Source organism: Halorhabdus amylolytica, assembly GCF_004944975.1.
In the GTDB taxonomy this organism is placed as follows: Archaea; Halobacteriota; Halobacteria; order Halobacteriales; family Haloarculaceae; genus Halorhabdus; species Halorhabdus amylolytica.
Genome location: NZ_SPQG01000001.1, coordinates 118,013 through 134,335 on the forward strand (window position 1 = coordinate 118,013; position 16,323 = coordinate 134,335).

Genomic DNA, 16,323 nt, shown 5'->3' on the forward strand with positions numbered 1-16,323 from the left:
CCGTGCCGTCCGTCTTGTGACATGATGCCATACATTTTTCTTTCGAAGCGTTGGATGTCCGGACATGCGCGAGTCGATTCGGGTGCTTTACGTCGACGACGACGAGGACGTTCTCGATCTCGTCGCGACGATGCTCGAACGCGAGGACGATCGGCTCAGGGTGGAAACGGCGAGGGGTGCAAGCGAGGCGATGGACCGGCTGGAGGGGGACGGTTTGGACTGTGTCGTCAGCGACTACGAGATGCCCAGCCGGGACGGACTCGAATTGCTCGATGCCGTCCGGAGTGAGTATCCGGAGCTGCCGTTCATCCTGTTCACGGGGAAGGGGTCCGAGGAGATCGCCAGCGAGGCCATCTCGGCGGGCGTCACCGACTACCTGGAGAAATCAAGGGGATCGGAACAGTATACCGTCCTCCACAATCGGATCGAGAACGCGGTCGAACGGTATCGGGCCAGCGAGCGCGCAGCGACCCTCGACCGGATCCGGGGCACCGTCAGGGACGTCAATCAGGTGTTGGTCCGCTCGCGGTCGCGAGCGGATCTCGAACGGCGAGTCTGTGACGTCGTCGCTGACGGGGAACCGTACGAGTTCGCCTGGATCGGTGAGCGAGATACGGACGAAGGGGTCGTCCGGCCACGAGCGAGCGCCGGACGCGGCGAGGACTATCTCACGGAGATCACGATCACGCTCGAGGACAGCCCGACTACGGACGGTCCGACCGCACGCGCCTTCCGGGAGAACGACCTCGCCGTGACGGAGTCGATCGCCGAAGACGAGGCCTTTGCCCCCTGGCGGAAGGCAGCCCTGGAGCGTGGGTTTCGATCGAGTGCGGCCGTTCCGCTGTCCTTCGAGGACGAACAGTATGGCGTGTTGAACGTCTACTGCACCGAACCGGAGCCGTTCGACGAGACGGAGATGGACTTGCTCCGGGAACTCGGTGGGGATGTCGGGCACGCGCTCCATCGCATCGAACAGGAGCGTCAGTATCGACGGCTCTTCGAGGAGTCCATCAACGCGATCGCCGTTCACGAAATCGTGACCGACGAGGACGGCAAACCGGTCGATTACGTCTTTCTCGACGTGAACAATGCCTTCGAGAACATGACCGGCCTCGAACGCGACGGCGTTCTCGGCGAGCGTGTCACGGACGTCTTGCCGGACGTCGATCCGACGTTCATCGAACGATACGGGCGGGTCGTTCTGGAAGACGAACCGGTCCAGTTCGATCACTACGCGGAGTCCCTGGATGCCCACTACGGCATTGCGGCGTTCCCGCTCGGCAGGGACCGGTTCGTCACGACGTTCAACGACATCACGACGCTGGTCGAACGCGATCGGGAGTTGGCCGAGACCAACACTCTCCTCTCGGCGCTGCTCGAGAATCTGCCCTTCGGCGTCCTCGTCGAGAACCCCGATAGAGAGATTATGGCCACGAACCCGGCGTTCTGTGAGATATTCGACTTGTCCATCGACTGTGAGGAACTGGTTGGCGAGGACTGTGCGGCCGCCGCGGCGGAGGTCAGCGACGATCTCGAGGATCCGGAGCGATTCCTCGAACGTATCGAAGAGGTGCTCGACCGTGGAGAACCCACGTTGAACGAACAGATCCGGATGACCGACGGTCGGACGTTCTTCCGGAGTTACGTTCCGTTCTCGCTGCCCGAGGGCGACGGGAACCTCTGGCTGTATCGGGACGTGACCGATCGCATCGAACGCGAACGGGAACTCGAACAGACGAACGAGCAGCTCAAGACGCTCCGCGACCAGCTCGAACTCGCGCTGGAGACGACCAACGCCTACACGTTCGACTGGTATCCCGAGGACGAGGAGATCCGTCGGTACCCGACCTTCGAGGACGTTTTCGGGATTGACTCGGCAGCAGTCAAACCCGTCTTCGACGCATTCATCGAGATCGTCCCGCCGGACCACCGTGACCGCGTCAAAACCGTCATCGAGGGGGCGATCGAGGACGGGACGTCCTACGATCTCACCTATCCGGTCGAACCGGGTGACGAACGGATCTGGGTCCGCGAGCAGGCCGAGGTCATGCCCGGCGAGGACGCGACCCGTGTCGTCGGGACAGTCACCGACGTGACCGCGTTGAAGCAGTACGAACGCGAACTCGAACGTCACAACGAACGGCTCGACGAGTTCGCAGAAGTCGTCTCACACGACCTCCGGAACCCGTTGAACGTCGCGACCGGACGGGCGACGCTGCTCGACGAGGAGTGCGAGAGCGAACACACCGGGGCGCTACTGGACGCGCTCGACCGGATGGGGGACATCGTCGATAACACGCTGACGCTCGCTCGGCAGGGCGACGCCGTCGGGGAGACCGAACCCGTTCCGGTGCCGGCTGTCGTCGAGCAGTGCACGGAGATGATCGACGCCGAGGCCGCGTCGATCGAAACCGCCGACGAGTTCCGGATCCAGGGCGATCCCGACCGGGTGCGCCATATTTTCGAAAATCTCCTCGCGAACGCTGTCGATCACGCGTCGGCGGACGCTGTCGACGGTGAAACAGCAGGGACCGACGAGGAGGTCACCGTTCGAGTCGGGCGGATCGACGATCGCGGGTTTTACGTCGCCGACGATGGACCAGGAATCCCCGAAGACGAGCGCTCCGACATCTTCGAGCCAGGATACACCACGACGACGGACGGGACCGGGTTCGGACTGACGATCGTCGAACGGATCGCCGAGGCCCACGACTGGGACGTCTCCGTGACCGAGAGCCGCGAGGGAGGCGCGCACTTCGCGTTCACCGATGTCGATGTCGTCACCTGAGAGTCGGACAGTAGGGGGACTCAGCGTCGATCACTGGACGCTGGCACTCGAGGCGCGATTGATCATGTAGACCGCGATCGCACCGAGGATGACGTCGAGAACGATCAGGACTGCGAGCGAGGGAACCAGCGTGTTCCAGATCCCGCCGAAGGCAGTGACATCGAGTACTTCCATCACGTCGGCGTCGAGCATGACCGCCCGCGCGGCGTCGACGCCGTAGGTGATCGGATTGTAGATTGCGACCGTCTGGATCCAGTTCGGCATCGCACTCACCGGCAGGAAGGCACTCGAGACGAACAGCAAGGGGAGCTGGAGCATGTTGGCGGCGATAATCGTCGACTCCTGGTCGCGGGTGATGAGCGCGACGGTGTTCGAAAAGGCCAGGAACCAAAGCGAGAAGAGGATCGCAATGGCGATGATCGCCAGCGCTCCGAGGACGCCCGTCGCGACGTTCGCCCCGAGGACGACCCCGAGGGCGAGGATAATGACGACCTGGATGACAATGCGGATCAACTCCGAGAGGGTCTTCCCGAGGAAGACGGCTGCGCGGTTCATCGGCGTGACCAGCGTCTTCTGGAAGACGCCGCTCTCGATGTCGTCGACCAGTCCGATCCCCGAGGAAGAGGCGACGACAAGCGAGATCTGGACGGCGATCGCGGGCAGGAGATACGACTCGTAGCTGACGTTCGTCTGGAGGGCCCCGCCGGCGACGTTGCCAAACACCTGCGTGAAGAGCACGAGGAAGATGATCGGCTGGACGAGCGAGGAGATCACCACGAAGGGATTGCGGATCGCGTTGATGTTCCAGCGCATGAAGTTCGTCCAGACGTCCCCCAGGAAGGAGTTCGACGTGCGCTCGACCCCGGCGGCGGTTGTCTCTGTATTCATAGGTCACCTCCGTCCGCGGCGGTTGTCTCTGTATTCATAGGTCACCTCCGTCCGCGGCGGTTGTCTGGTCCGGGGCGGTCGCTTGGTCCGCGGCGCTATCTTCAGTCCCGGCAGCCGCGGACGCGAAGCCGTCGTTCTCGTCGTCGATGTGTTCGCCCGTGATCGCGAGGAAGACGTCGTCCAGCGTCGGCGACCGGACGTTGAACCCGGTGACCGTGATCCCGGCGTCACGGAGCGCGACCAGCAGGTCGGGGCCCCGATTTCGGGCCTCCCGCGACGTCACGGAAATTCCGACGTCGGTGACGTCAACGACCGGATCGTCCCCGAAGAGGTCGCCGTCCAGGGCGATATCGGCGGCACGCTCGCGGGCGTCGGTGCCGTCCTCGAGTTCGACGTCGAGAATCTCGCCGCCGACCTCGCGTTTGAGCGTATCAGGTGACCCTTCGGCGACGATCTCGCCGTCGAGAATGACCGAGAGGCGCTCACAGAGTTGATCGGCCTCCTCTAAGTACTGGGTCGTCAGGAAGATCGTCGTCCCGCGGTCGTTGATCTCCTCGAAGTAGTCCCACAGCCGGTTGCGGGCCTTCGGATCGAGCCCGGTCGTCGGCTCGTCGAGGAAGACCAGCGGCGGCCGGTGGACCAGGGCCATCGCCGCGTCGAGGCGTTTCTTCATCCCGCCGGAGAACCCCTCGGCCCGCTTGTCGGCCACGTCGGCCAGGTCGACGAGATCCAGCAATTCGTCGATCCGGCCGGCCCGATCGCCCCTGGGGACGCCGTAGGCGTCACAGGCAAATCGGAGGTTCTCGCGGGCGGTCATCTCGGTGATGACGCTGGTCTCCTGAGCCATGTACCCGATGGACTGGCGGATCTTCCGGGGTTCGTCCTCGACGTCGAACCCGTTGACCCGGACCGTTCCGGCAGTCGGCGAAAGCAGCGTCGCCAGCACTTTGATCGTGGTCGTCTTGCCCGCGCCGTTGGGTCCGAGAAACCCGAAGAACTCCCCCTTGGGGATTGACAGGGAGACTCCCGAAACCGCCTCCGTCCCGTCGGCGTATGTGAGTTCGAGACGGTCGGCCTCGATCGCGTAACACCGATCCGACTCGGCTGTCTGCCGTCGTTCGTCTTCGCTGTTCGTACTCATCGCCTGAACCGTCGGATTTACGGGCGTAAAAATGAATTGATTGAATATTTATTCAATATATTTTAGTCGGCGCCATTCCTCCGTGAAGCCATGGAGAGCGCTAACACGGCGAATGTATTGGGCCGTCCGCCGACTGACTTTTCGTCTTGGGCGAAACGGAACCGTGCGGCGTTTGAGCGTCCAGCCACAGGTGGTGACCAACAGTATGTCGTCTGATCCGCTCTTCCCCGACGAACCAACCGAGACGCGCATCGAGATCCTCAAAGCAACCTACGAGGCGCTGCGCGAGCACGGCTACGCCGATCTGACCATCCAGCACATCGGCGATCACTTCCCGAAGAGCACGTCGCTGATCTACCACCACTACGACGGGAAAGACGAACTCCTCCTGGACTTCCTGACGTATCTCCTCGAAGACTTCGCGGCCGACCAGGAACTCGATGACGGCGAGGGCGAGGACGCCTACGAACGGCTGTCGGAATTGTTCGATCACGCGCTGACTACGCCGCCGGACGACGACGCGGCGGCCTTCCGGGACGCGATCATCGACCTCCGCGCGCAGGCGGCCAACGACGACGCCTACCGTCGGCACTTTGACGAGCACGACGAGTTCTTCAAGGCGGGGATTGAGCGGATCGTCGTCGACGGGGTCGAGGACGGGGCCTTCCGGGACGTTGATCCGGCGGCCGTCGCCGAGACGATCCACACGCTCGTCGTCGGATCGATGGTTCAGGAGGCCACGACTACCTCCTATGACCCGTCGTCAGTCCGGGACGAGGTGGAAGCGTACGTCGAACACCGGTTGCTCGCTACGGGTCGGTAGGCCTTTGGCCCGGGCGACCCGAACCGGTCGCATGGCACGCGATCTCACCGCTCTTGAGGAGCGCCTCGCGGAACTGGACGCCGACGGCTACCTTCTGGACGCCGACGGAAGCGATCCCAATCAGTACTACCTCTCGGGGTTCGACGCGCCCGATCCCTTCCTGACAGTGTATGCGGGCGACGTCCACCTCCTCTTCCCCCGGAGCCTGGAGTACGGCCGGGCGAAACGCGAGTCGGCGGCCGCGACCGTATCTCGGTACGTCGATTACGACTACGATAGCCTGCTCGAAGAGTACGACCGTCGGGAGGCCGCCGTTCGCGCCCGCACGGCGTTTCTCGCCGAGCACGACGTCGAACGCGTCGCGGTCCCGCCGCGGTTCCCGACCGGAGCGGCCGACGGGCTACGCGAGCAAGGAATCGAGGTCACAGTCGACCACGAAGACGCGATCGAATCGGTCCGGGCGACAAAGACTGACACCGAGATCGACCAGATCCGCACCGCACAGCGGGCCAACGAGCGTGCCATGGCCGCCGCAGAGAACCTCATTCGAGGATCGTCGGTCGACGACGAGGGTCGGCTCGTCCACGACGATGACGTGCTGACCAGCGAGCGCGTCAGAGAGGAAATCGAGGTGACGCTGCTCCGGAACGGCTGTGCGCTCGACGAGACGATCGTCGCCTGCGGGGCGGACGCGGCCGATCCACACGAGCGCGGCAGCGGACCGCTGTTGGCCGATGAGCCGATCATCGTCGACATCTTCCCGCGGGACAAGTCGACGAAGTACCACGCCGACATGACCCGGACGTTCCTGGTCGGCGAACCGACCGAGACGATCCGCGAGTGGTTCGATCTGACCGACGAAGCCCGACGGGCGGCGATCGAGGCGATCGAACCCGGCGTTACTGGCAACGAAATCCACGATGTCGTCTGTGACGTCTACGAGGATGCGGGACTGCCGACACTCCGTAGCGACGGGAGCACCGAGACCGGTTTCATCCACTCGACTGGTCACGGCGTCGGACTGGCGGTTCACGAACAGCCAAGCGTCAGTCCGCAAGGCGGCGAACTCGAACCCGGCCACGTGATCACGATCGAACCGGGCCTCTACGACCCGGACGTCGGAGGCGTCCGCATCGAGGACTTCCTGGTCGTCACCGAGAACGGGACGGAGAATCTGACCGAGTATCCGGTCTCGCTCGTCGAGTGAAGACTGTCATTTACAATCGTTATATTTATTGCTCCTGCTGCCATCGGGAGTGATACGATGTGCACCCTTCGGGTACGTGGGCCAGCAATCCGCTGATTCCGGTCAGTACCGTCCGCCGACCACTTGCGATCCACGTACCGATGAGTTCCAATCCGAACCGCCGACCGACCCAGATCACGTATCGACCGCCGACCACCGACCAGCCCGAGATCCCGGAGCGCGACCGCGAGCCACGTGGCGAGGGAGACGCCGCGCCGAGCGTGTTCTCCCCGACCGATCGTGTGAGCTTGCCCGAGATGTTCGAGACGGAAGCCGACTACCAGGACCGGTAGACGGCGATAGTGGGCGCCCGGTCGCGCGCGGACACAACGCCTTTCTCACCTCCTCACCACGGGTAGCGTATGACCGAGTACACGACGGTGTCGATCCCGAAGGACCTCGCCGAGCGCGTCGAAGAGACCATCGAGGGGACGAGTTTCTCCTCGACGAGCGATCTCGTGCGGTTTCTGCTGCGCAGCATCGTCATCCAACACCAGCAGTCCGAGGAACTCACCGAGGCCGAGTTCGACGAAATAACCTCACAGTTGCAGGATCTGGGCTATCTGGAGTGAAGCGGTACGGATCCAGTCAGGCGATCAGGGTTCGATGAGTTCTTCCGGCGGTTCGATGTCCAGTAGCTGGAGATCCCGTCGAGTGCTGTCCCGGTCGAAGACGGCGATCGAGTTCCGGTCCCACGGCGGGACCGCAACGAAAAGCGAGGCGTGGAAGTCGTCGGTCTGGGCCGGTTCGAGTCGCCCGTCGGGATGGGAGACGAACCGACCCGCCGTCTGGCCGGGCGGCGTACCGAGGTCGACGCCGAAGACGGCGCTGACCGACCCGCCGGCACTCGGCAGATAGAAGTGCGTGAACACCGGCGCCTCCGGCGCCAGATCCAGGTCCGGCAACTCGCCAGCGGGTGTGACCGACAGCGAAACGGTTTCGGTGTCGGGCGCGCGCTCGGCCGCTCGTTCGAGCAACACCTCGACCAGCCCCTCGGTCGCGTAGATCGGCTCGGTGGCCCCCGTCGTCATCCGAAAATCAACTCCCTGGCTGCCTTGGCGTACAGCGCCGGCGTCCGCCGTCGTGCCCCGGAGAGCGCGTCGGCGAGTGTCGCCGCCGCGTCCGTCCTGACGGGTTTCCCGTGGCCGACCAGCACTCGCTCGGGATCGAACTCGGCCAGCCGACGTGGCGGTCGCAGACGCTTCATCGGGTGGACGCCCAAACGTTCCTCGCCGGCCAGGAAGTACGACGCCGTTCCGACCGACTCGGGGACGACGAGCGTCCCCGTTTCCTCGTCGTACAGCGCCGCTTCCTGCCAGAACCTCGACCGCGAGATCGGGTAGACCGTGTACGTCTCCGCCAGGCTCGTCCCGAAAGTCTCGACCGGCGCATCGATCTCCCCGGCGACCCCGTCCATCCACTCCGGGATGTGGACGGCAACGTCGTGTCGACGGGCGATCGGACCGGCGTCGCGTTTGTGCCGATCGAGCACAACGACCACGCCAGCGACGGGTCCGATCTCCGCGAGATGCTCGTCCAGCCCCTCGCCGTCGACTGGATCGACGAGCCAGACCTCACCGTCGACGACGAGTGCATGACTCGCTCGTTGCATCGACTCCTCGGGATGGGCGATCCAGGTCGTTCCGCCCTCCCATCGATCCGCGGGATCGAATGTCGCCCGGCCCGTGGCTTTCAGTGGCATACGACACGATAAGGGCTCCGGGTGTATAAACAGTCAGTCCGTGGACAAGCACGCCGTTCGTTCCCCTCAGTCGAGGAGTTCGATCAGTGGTGGCGACGGTTCGATCAGTGGTGGCAACGGTTCGATCAGTGGTGGCGACGGTCCGATCAGTCGAGTCGACTGGTGTCGATCTCGATCCCGGCCGGCGTGATCACGAGAAACCCACGGAAGTGTATCAGGTTTCCGCCGTTGTCACGCACGTCCCGGGCAAACCCCGCGGCCCGTTCGTTGACGTCACCTTCGACCTTCAGGACCAGCACCGCCCCACCCTCGAGGAGTTCCACCCACTCCCCGTCCGGAGTCGTCCCATCCAAGACGCCCAGCACTACACGCGCATCGGGCGCTTGTCCGTCCTCTCCCTCCAGGTGTGATTCGACGGTCTGTAGGTCCAGATCGAACTCGCTCATACGCCTTGCTGGTGTGGCGAGGGTAAAAATCCACACGCCGTCCCGTCACCGGTCGCCGGACGGGGCCCGTGATCCCCTTCGAGAGGTCCGAGAAGCACGTCTCCCAAGCAGCAACTCAGACCGTCGTCCACTCGCCCGTCCGGTCGCTCCGCTGGATGGCCTCGAGGACGCGCTGGACTGCCAGTCCGTCCCCGAAGTCCGGCGCGTAATCGGTCCCGCCGTCGATCGCCGAGAGGAACGCATAGTTCTCGTGGACGAACGTGTGTTCCCAGCCGATGACGTGACCCGGCGGCCACCAGTGTTCGAGGTAGGGATCGTCGGGATCCGTCACGAGAACGGTCTCGAATCCCCGGCTGTCCGCCCGGAGAACTTCGAGTTCGTTCAACCGTTCGAGGTCGAATCGGAGCGATCCCTTCGATCCGTTGAGTTCGATCGTATTGGCGTTGTCGTGGCCGGTGGCGAACCGCGAGGCCTCGAACAGTCCCATCGTCCCGCCCGCGAACTCCGCCTGGGCGGTGTAGGCGTCGTCGACGGTCACTTCCCGCGTCTCGACCGCCGACCCGTCTCCGGCGTCGATGCCGCCAGTGCCACCTTCGGCGACCGGTCGTTCGTCGACAAACGTCCGCAAGTGACCCGAGACGCGTTCCACGTCGTCTCCAAGCAGAAATCGCGCGAGGTCGATCGAGTGTGCCCCCAGGTCGCCCAGCGCCCCGGAGCCGGCCCGTTCGGCGGAATTGCGCCAGCTCCATGGCGCGTCGGGATCGACCAACCAATCCTGGAGGTACGTCGCCCGGACGTGGTTGATCTCGCCGAGTTCACCCGAGGCGACGAGGTCGCGCGCGAGCTGGATCGCCGGGACGAAGCGGTAATTGAAGGCGATACCCGCCGTCGCGTCGCTTTCGCGGGCCGCCTCGGCCATCCGCTCGGCTGCCTCGAGCGTGTGTGCCAGCGGTTTCTCCGAGAGGACGTGTACGTCGTTCTCCAGGGCCGTTATCGAGGGGTCCGGATGGAGGTCGTTCGGCCCAAGGTTATAGAGGACGTCCACCTCGTCGATCGCGTCCCGCCAGTCCGTGACGTAGCGGTCGAACCCCAGTTCATCGACGGCCGTCCCGAGGGCGTCTTCGTCGCGCCCGATCAACACCTCCCGATTCACCGCCGGGGCGTCCGGGAAGAACATCGGCAGCCGCGAAAGCGCGTTCGCGTGAGCCCGTCCCATGAACCGGTAGCCGAGAAATCCAGTTTTCAGTGTCATGGTATCACGCCCAGTAGGCCTCCCCGGGTGTGGTTTCGAGGACGGCGCGTTCCAGTACGTCGATGGCCTTCTCCAGGCCCTCGCGACCGCTCGTCAGCGAGTCCTCGTGTTCGATCGAGAGGGCGCCGTCGTATCCGATCATCCGGAGCGTGCTGACAACGTCCTTCCAGTGGGCTTCGTCGTGACCATACCCGATCGAACGGAAGAGCCACGATCGCTCGGCCTCCGCTGTGTAGGGCGTGGTATCCAGGTATCCCTTCAACCGCGCGTTGGCCTCGTACAGTCGCGTGTCTTTGGCGTGAACGTGGTGGATCGCATCCCGCTCGCCCAGGAACCGGATGGCCTCGATGACGTCGATCCCCTGCCAGTAGAGGTGTGAGGGATCGAAGTTCGCCCCGACGTACTCGTTGGTCGCCTCACGCAACCGGATCAGGCTCGTCGGCTCGTAGACGAGCATATTGGGATGCATCTCGATCCCGATAGTTACGTCGTGGGCCTTCGCGTGTGCCGCGAGATCACGCCACTGCGGAATTGCGACAGACTCCCACTGGTACTCCAGGGCGTCGGCGTGCTCGGGCGGCCAGGGCGCCGTGATCCAGTTCGGCACCGACCCGTCCGGGCTCCCCGCCGGCAGTCCCGAGAACGTGGTGACGGTGTCGACCCCGAGTTGATCGGCCAGCCGGATCGCTTCCCGGAGTTCGGTCACTGCCCCCTCGGCCCGCTGTTCATCCGGATGCAAGGGGTTGTTGTGCGTCGCGAGCGCGCTGATGTACAGATCGCGTTCGGCCAGCCCCTCGAGCAGCTGTCGTTGAGCGTCCTCGTCGTCGAGGAAAGTCTCGCGCGGGAGGTGATCGTCGCCACCGAACCCCCCACAGCCGAACTCGACCGCGTCCACACCGATATCGGCGAGGCGGTCAAGTGCAGTCTCGCGGGACTCATCCCCGAAAACGACTGTCAGTACGCCGATGTCCATGATCGATCGCACGGATCCGGCCGGGATAATTGTTGGCGTATCCCGAGTCCAAACGCGCCGACATCCTCGAGGAACTGGTCGTCCGGCCGGGATGCTCGTTGGCGTGCCCGGTTCGGCGGCCCGAGTGCGGCGTTCCCGGATAGGACGAACACATGCGGGACGAGCTGATGGCATGGTTTCATACGCCGAACGGGCGTAGGATGAACGACGTACTATGTCGAGACACCCACTGGAGGGACGATGAGCGTGGGGGGATCGGCACATCCCTGGCACAGTCGCTCCGTCGAGGACGTTTTCGAGACGGTAGATTCCGATCCGACGGGACTCAGCGACGAGGAGGTGGCTCGCCGACGCGAGGCGTACGGACCGAACGAGATCAGGGAGGGCGAGAAGATCTCGCCGTTCGCGATCTTCCTCGACCAGTTCAGGGACTTCCTGATCTACCTGCTGCTGTTCGCAGCGTTCATCTCGATCGCGATCGGGGTCCTCCCCGGCCACGAACCGGAGTACGTCGACGCGGCGCTGATCTCCCTCATCCTGCTCGCCAACGGAATCTTCGGGTTCGTTCAGGACTACCAGGCCGAGAAGTCCATCGAGGCACTGAAAGACCTCTCGACCCCTGACGCGACGGTCATTAGAGACGGAGAGCGCCACGTTGTCGATTCGGCCGAGGTCGTCCCGGGCGACGTGATCGTTCTGGAAGGTGGCGACGCGATCCCCGCCGACGCGCGACTGATCGAAACTGCGAGTCTCGAAACGGACGAGTCGGCGCTGACGGGCGAGAGCACGCAGGTCGGGAAAGGGATCGATCCTGTGCCGGAGGACTCCCCGACTGCCGAGCACACGTCCATGGTTTACATGAACACGTCGGTCGTTCGTGGGCGGGGCAAAGCTGTCGTGACAGAGACCGGGATGGACACGGAAGTGGGCGCCATCGCCGAACAGCTCGGCGAGACCGAGGACAGCCAGACGCCGTTCCAGAAAGAGGTCGACGAACTCGGCCGGACGATCGGCCACGGGATCGTGGCGATCATCGTCTTCGTGGGGATCGTCCAACTGCTGTTCACCGATGCGGGTCCGGTTTCGACGCTGCTGGTGGCGATCACGCTCGCAGTCGCGGCCGTCCCCGAGGGGCTGCCCGCGGTCGTGACGCTGACGCTCGCGCTCGGCTCGCGGCGGTTGCTCGGAAAGAACGCGCTCGTGCGTCGCCTCCCTGTCGTCGAGAGTCTCGGCTCGGTGGACGTCATCCTGACGGACAAGACCGGAACGCTGACCGAAGACGAGATGACTGTCCGCCGGATCTACGCCGACAGAGTCTACGACGTGACCGGAACGGGCACAAACCCGACCGGCGAGTTCGAACGCGATGGTCAGACGGTCGACCCGGACCCGCTCGAAGCGATCCTGCGCTGTGGGACAGTGTCTAACAACGCCGAACGAGCGTCGCCCGAAGAGGACGAGGCGTTCTTCGGCGATCCGACCGAGATCGCGCTCAAAGTCTCGGCCGAGAAAGCCGGCGTCGAACCCGACGTCGAGCGCGTCCATGAGATCCCGTTCTCCTCGGCACGCAAGCGGATGACCGTCGTCACGGCCGACGGGATGGCTTACATGAAAGGTGCGCCGGAGGTCGTTCTCGAACGGTGCGACCGTATCCGTGAGGGGGATGAGGCGGTTCCGTTGACCGACGAACGCCGACGGGAAATAATCACCCGGAACGAGGCGTTCGCGAGCGATGCGTTGCGCGTACTCGGGTTCGCCGAGAAGTCGGGTGTCGATCCGGACGCGGGTGAGGACACGATCGAGGACAGCATGGTGTTCCTCGGACTCCAGGGGATGATCGATCCGCCGCGCGAGGAAGTCCCGGAGGCCGTCGCCGACTGTCGGGCGGCCGGGATCGACGTGATCATGGTGACGGGCGACAATCGCGAGACGGCAACTGCTATCGGTGAACAGGTCGGGTTCGATCCCGACGGAGCGATGACGGGCGCGGAAGTCGAGGGACTGTCCGACGACGAGTTACGTGACGCCGTCGAGCAGACCGAGATCTTCGCCCGGATGTCCCCGACCCAGAAGGTCCGCGTCCTCGAAGCCGTCCTCGCGAACGGCCACAACGTCGCGATGACCGGCGACGGCGTCAACGACGCGCCCGCGCTCAAACGGGCCGACGTCGGCGTCTCGATGGGCGAACGCGGGACTGACGTCGCCCAGCAGGCCAGCGACATGGTGTTGCTCGACGACAACTTCGCGTCGATACGAAACGCCGTCGCGGAGGGTCGCGGCGTCTTCGACAACATCCGGAAGTTCGTCAACTTCCTGCTGTCGGCCAACGCCGGCGAGGTGCTGGCGGTGTTCTTCGGAGTGTTGATCGGTAGCACGCTGTTCCCGTCGCTGTTCGCCGGGCAGTCCCAGGCGCTGATCCTCACGCCCGTAATGCTCCTGTGGATCAATCTGGTAACGGACGGCCTCCCGGCGCTGGCACTGGGCGTCGATCCCAAGACCGACGGGATCATGCGTCGGCCGCCCCGGGGCAGTGACGAACCGGTGATCGACCGCCAGAGCCTGGCGCTGATCCTGACCTTCGGCCTTATCTACGCCGGACTCGGGTTGCCGCTTTTCTTCTACGGGCTGGCGATCACCGAGAGCCTGATCGTGGCCCAGACTCTCCTGTTTACGTTCATCGTCCTCGGCGAAATCGTCCAGACCCAGATCATCCGGTCGCGTTACGGACTGGGACCGTTTTCGAACCGCTGGCTCGTCGCCGCGCTCGCGAGTTCGATCGTCCTCCATCTCGGGGTGCTTTATACACCTGTCAGCGAGTACTTCGACGTGGTCGCTCCGGGCCCGACCGAGTGGCTCTGGATGGGGGCGACGGTCGTCGCCTTCACCGTTCTCGGAACCGTCGCGGTGACGCTTCTGGACCGCCTCTTCGAGTAGTGGCTCGGATCTCGGATCACACTCGCGACACACGATACCTGGTCTCTGACCTGTTCACGACCCAAGACTCACTTCGTTCGCCCTCGCTTCGCTCGGCTGCGCGGGTTGCGACTGCCAGGGTGCAAATCCACAGCGATACGCGGTGCTGTCGGTCACGGATTTGTTCGCGACAGCAAGCGGGCGCTGAGGGCGCTCGTTCGATCGACGAACGGATCCCCTTTCAGGCGTGAGACGGGCGAAATCGAGAGATCTAAAACCAAGATATGTCAGAGAATTGTCCGTTCTGTTGTCACGCTGTGAGAGAGGGCGCGTATCTCGCACTGACAACCTCAGTTAGCTACATTGAGAACGCCGAAAAGACGGCGAGGCGTGTGCCTTACTCGCCTGCAAGTCCCGTCATTGGTGACGCCCCGGCGACGATCGCACCCGTCGAGATGATCGCGGCTGATAGCGTCACGAAGTCCCCGCTTGGCGAGAAGCCTGCCAAGTTCGCCCCGACATCCACGATGAACACCGTGACGAAGAAGCTCAGTATCGCGAACACTAACAGTACCAGCGCCGCGATGAGACTCGCGATCAATCCACCGAACGAATCGAGTATTGCCATCATCTTTCCTCCACAATTCACAGCAGAGTACAGATAAATAAATCATTTTGTTACTCTCGCCGGAATGTTTTTCATTTCTACGTTTGTTATTTGATGGCATATCCTTATGTCCATCATCGATCCGATACGGCGAACTGGTGAATGGTTCTCCGAGTGGTCATTACGATACATTCCGGACCCATACACTATCGCGATCGTCCTCACGTTTTTGACATTCATGGGGGCGATCGCCGCCGGCACGGGGCCCCAGGCGACCATGGAAGGGTGGACCGACGGCGTCTGGACGCTGTTGCCGTTCATGGCGACGCTATCGGTCATGTTGATGGCCGGGGACGCCATCGCGAAATCGCCGGCACTGACCCGCGTGCTCGAGCGGATCGCCGCGATTCCCTCCTCGCGGTTCACCGCAGTCTGGTTCACCTCGTTCGTTGCGATGGCGACGGCACTGGTCTCGTGGGCAATCGGCCTCATCGTCGGCGCGATCATGGCCAAACGGGTCGCCTACGAGATGCGCGAGAAAGGGATCGCGGTTCACTACCCCCTCCTTGCGGCCGCGGGCTACACCAGCCTGATGATCTTCCACTCGGGACTCTCTTCGTCGGCGGCGCTGATGATGACCGACATCTCGTTGATTCCGGCGTCCTGGCCCGCAGAGTTTCGACAGGTCATCCCGCTCGCCGAGACGATCAGCAGCCCTGTCAACCTCTTGACTGCGGGGCTCCTCCTCGCGATCATCCCGCTCGTGATGGCCGCGATGCACCCGAAGGATGAGATCCGGGAACTGCCACGGGAGATCCGCACCGAGATCACCGAGACGCTCGATTCAGAATTGCCGAGCGATCCACAACCGGAAGACAGCGCCATGCCTGCCCCGTCGAAGCCGACGGTCGCCGACCGCCTCAACAATTCGGCAATACTCGGGCTCGCCATCGCGGTCTTCCCACTTTACTTCTTGATCGACGCCTGGATTCTCATGCCTGGCGGGATAGCCAACCTCACCCTGAATAGCATCAACGCACTGTTCGTCTTGGGTGCGGTCGTCCTCTGGAAGCGCCCGATCAACATCGTCAACCAGATGAAAGACAGCGTAAAGAATATCTCGGGAATTATCTTCATGTTCCCGTTCTACGCCGGGATCGCCGGCCTGCTGACAAATACGGGGCTGGCCCGGGAGTTCACCAACTTCTTCGCGTCGGTCGCAACGCCGGAGACCTGGCCGGCGATCGGCGTGCTCGTCTCGGCGCTGGTCAATGTCTTCATCCCCTCTGGTGGCGGCCAGTGGGTTGCACAGGGGCCGATCCTGATCGAGACCAGCCAGTCCTTCGGGCTTGATCCCTCGGCGGCGGTCATCATGGAAATCCTCGGCGACCCCCTCTCGAACATGATCCAGCCGTTCTGGGCGATCCCATTGTTGGCGATCGCTGATCTCCGGGCGCGGGACATCATCGGCTACACCGCCGTCGCGATGGTCGTCGGCCTCGTGATCGTCTGTACGACCGTGACGATCTTTCTGGGGTTGTAAC

General features: G+C 63.6%; 15 protein-coding genes. 7 read left to right on the forward strand and 8 right to left on the reverse strand.

Going from position 1 to position 16,323, the window contains the following annotated elements; genetic code table 11:
- The first annotated feature begins 64 nt into the window (after positions 1 to 64).
- Positions 65 to 2,788: a PAS domain S-box protein gene (locus E3374_RS00585; protein ID WP_136686648.1), complete on the forward strand. Its 2,724-nt coding sequence runs from the start codon at positions 65 to 67 to the stop codon at positions 2,786 to 2,788.
- Positions 2,789 to 2,818: 30 nt separating this feature from the next.
- Here E3374_RS00585 and E3374_RS00590 read toward each other — a convergent pair whose 3' ends face one another.
- Both E3374_RS00590 and E3374_RS00595 read right to left on the reverse strand, forming a co-directional pair.
- Positions 2,819 to 3,676: an ABC transporter permease gene (locus tag E3374_RS00590; RefSeq protein ID WP_136686650.1), complete on the reverse strand. Its 858-nt coding sequence runs from the start codon at positions 3,674 to 3,676 to the stop codon at positions 2,819 to 2,821.
- Positions 3,677 to 3,710: 34 nt separating this feature from the next.
- A complete protein-coding gene (locus E3374_RS00595; RefSeq protein WP_136686652.1) occupies positions 3,711 to 4,817 on the reverse strand; it encodes an ABC transporter ATP-binding protein in 1,107 nt (368 codons plus the stop codon).
- Positions 4,818 to 5,022: 205 nt separating this feature from the next.
- On the opposite strand from E3374_RS00595, the gene E3374_RS00600 reads away from it, so the two are divergent.
- The 4 genes from E3374_RS00600 (at position 5,023) to E3374_RS00615 (ending at position 7,458) form a co-directional block, all read left to right on the forward strand.
- The gene (locus E3374_RS00600; protein ID WP_136686654.1) at positions 5,023 to 5,640 is read left to right on the forward strand and encodes a TetR/AcrR family transcriptional regulator; all 618 of its coding nucleotides are present in this window, start codon (positions 5,023 to 5,025) and stop codon (positions 5,638 to 5,640) included.
- 31 nt (positions 5,641 to 5,671) lie between these two features.
- Positions 5,672 to 6,847 (forward strand): M24 family metallopeptidase, encoded by a 1,176-nt coding sequence (locus E3374_RS00605; protein ID WP_136686656.1) that lies wholly within the window; start codon positions 5,672 to 5,674, stop codon positions 6,845 to 6,847.
- 140 nt (positions 6,848 to 6,987) lie between these two features.
- A complete protein-coding gene (locus E3374_RS00610) occupies positions 6,988 to 7,179 on the forward strand; it encodes a hypothetical protein (protein WP_136686657.1) in 192 nt (63 codons plus the stop codon).
- Positions 7,180 to 7,248: 69 nt separating this feature from the next.
- Complete coding sequence (locus E3374_RS00615; protein WP_136686659.1) at positions 7,249 to 7,458, forward strand: ribbon-helix-helix domain-containing protein; 210 nt, start codon at positions 7,249 to 7,251, stop codon at positions 7,456 to 7,458.
- 24 nt (positions 7,459 to 7,482) lie between these two features.
- Here the strand turns inward: E3374_RS00615 and E3374_RS00620 are convergent, their stop codons facing one another.
- From E3374_RS00620 to E3374_RS00640, 5 genes are all read right to left on the reverse strand, one after another.
- Positions 7,483 to 7,917, reverse strand: a complete 435-nt coding sequence (locus E3374_RS00620; RefSeq protein WP_136686661.1) for a hypothetical protein — start codon at positions 7,915 to 7,917, stop codon at positions 7,483 to 7,485.
- Complete coding sequence (locus E3374_RS00625; protein WP_136686663.1) at positions 7,914 to 8,588, reverse strand: hypothetical protein; 675 nt, start codon at positions 8,586 to 8,588, stop codon at positions 7,914 to 7,916. The genes E3374_RS00620 and E3374_RS00625 overlap by 4 nt, the downstream gene beginning before the upstream one ends.
- Before the next feature lie 146 nt (positions 8,589 to 8,734).
- Positions 8,735 to 9,034, reverse strand: coding sequence for a DUF5779 family protein (locus tag E3374_RS00630; protein WP_136686665.1), 300 nt, complete (start codon positions 9,032 to 9,034; stop codon positions 8,735 to 8,737).
- Between the two features lie 115 nt (positions 9,035 to 9,149).
- Entirely contained in the window at positions 9,150 to 10,286 is a 1,137-nt protein-coding gene (locus tag E3374_RS00635; protein ID WP_136686667.1) for a Gfo/Idh/MocA family protein, read from the reverse strand.
- A 4-nt stretch (positions 10,287 to 10,290) separates the two neighbouring features.
- On the reverse strand, positions 10,291 to 11,259 hold the full coding sequence (locus E3374_RS00640) for a sugar phosphate isomerase/epimerase family protein (RefSeq protein ID WP_136686669.1): 969 nt from the start codon (positions 11,257 to 11,259) through the stop codon (positions 10,291 to 10,293).
- Positions 11,260 to 11,499: 240 nt separating this feature from the next.
- Here E3374_RS00640 and E3374_RS00645 point away from each other — a divergent pair, with 240 nt between their 5' ends.
- The gene (locus E3374_RS00645; protein ID WP_136686671.1) at positions 11,500 to 14,193 is read left to right on the forward strand and encodes a cation-translocating P-type ATPase; all 2,694 of its coding nucleotides are present in this window, start codon (positions 11,500 to 11,502) and stop codon (positions 14,191 to 14,193) included.
- A gap of 376 nt (positions 14,194 to 14,569) precedes the next feature.
- On the opposite strand, the gene E3374_RS00650 is transcribed toward E3374_RS00645, so the two are convergent.
- On the reverse strand, positions 14,570 to 14,800 hold the full coding sequence (locus tag E3374_RS00650) for a hypothetical protein (RefSeq protein WP_136686673.1): 231 nt from the start codon (positions 14,798 to 14,800) through the stop codon (positions 14,570 to 14,572).
- Between the two features lie 106 nt (positions 14,801 to 14,906).
- Here E3374_RS00650 and E3374_RS00655 point away from each other — a divergent pair, with 106 nt between their 5' ends.
- Positions 14,907 to 16,322 carry a TIGR00366 family protein gene (locus E3374_RS00655; RefSeq protein ID WP_136686675.1) on the forward strand — a complete coding sequence of 472 codons (1,416 nt, stop codon included), beginning with the start codon at positions 14,907 to 14,909 and terminating at the stop codon, positions 16,320 to 16,322.
- Position 16,323 lies beyond the last annotated feature (1 nt).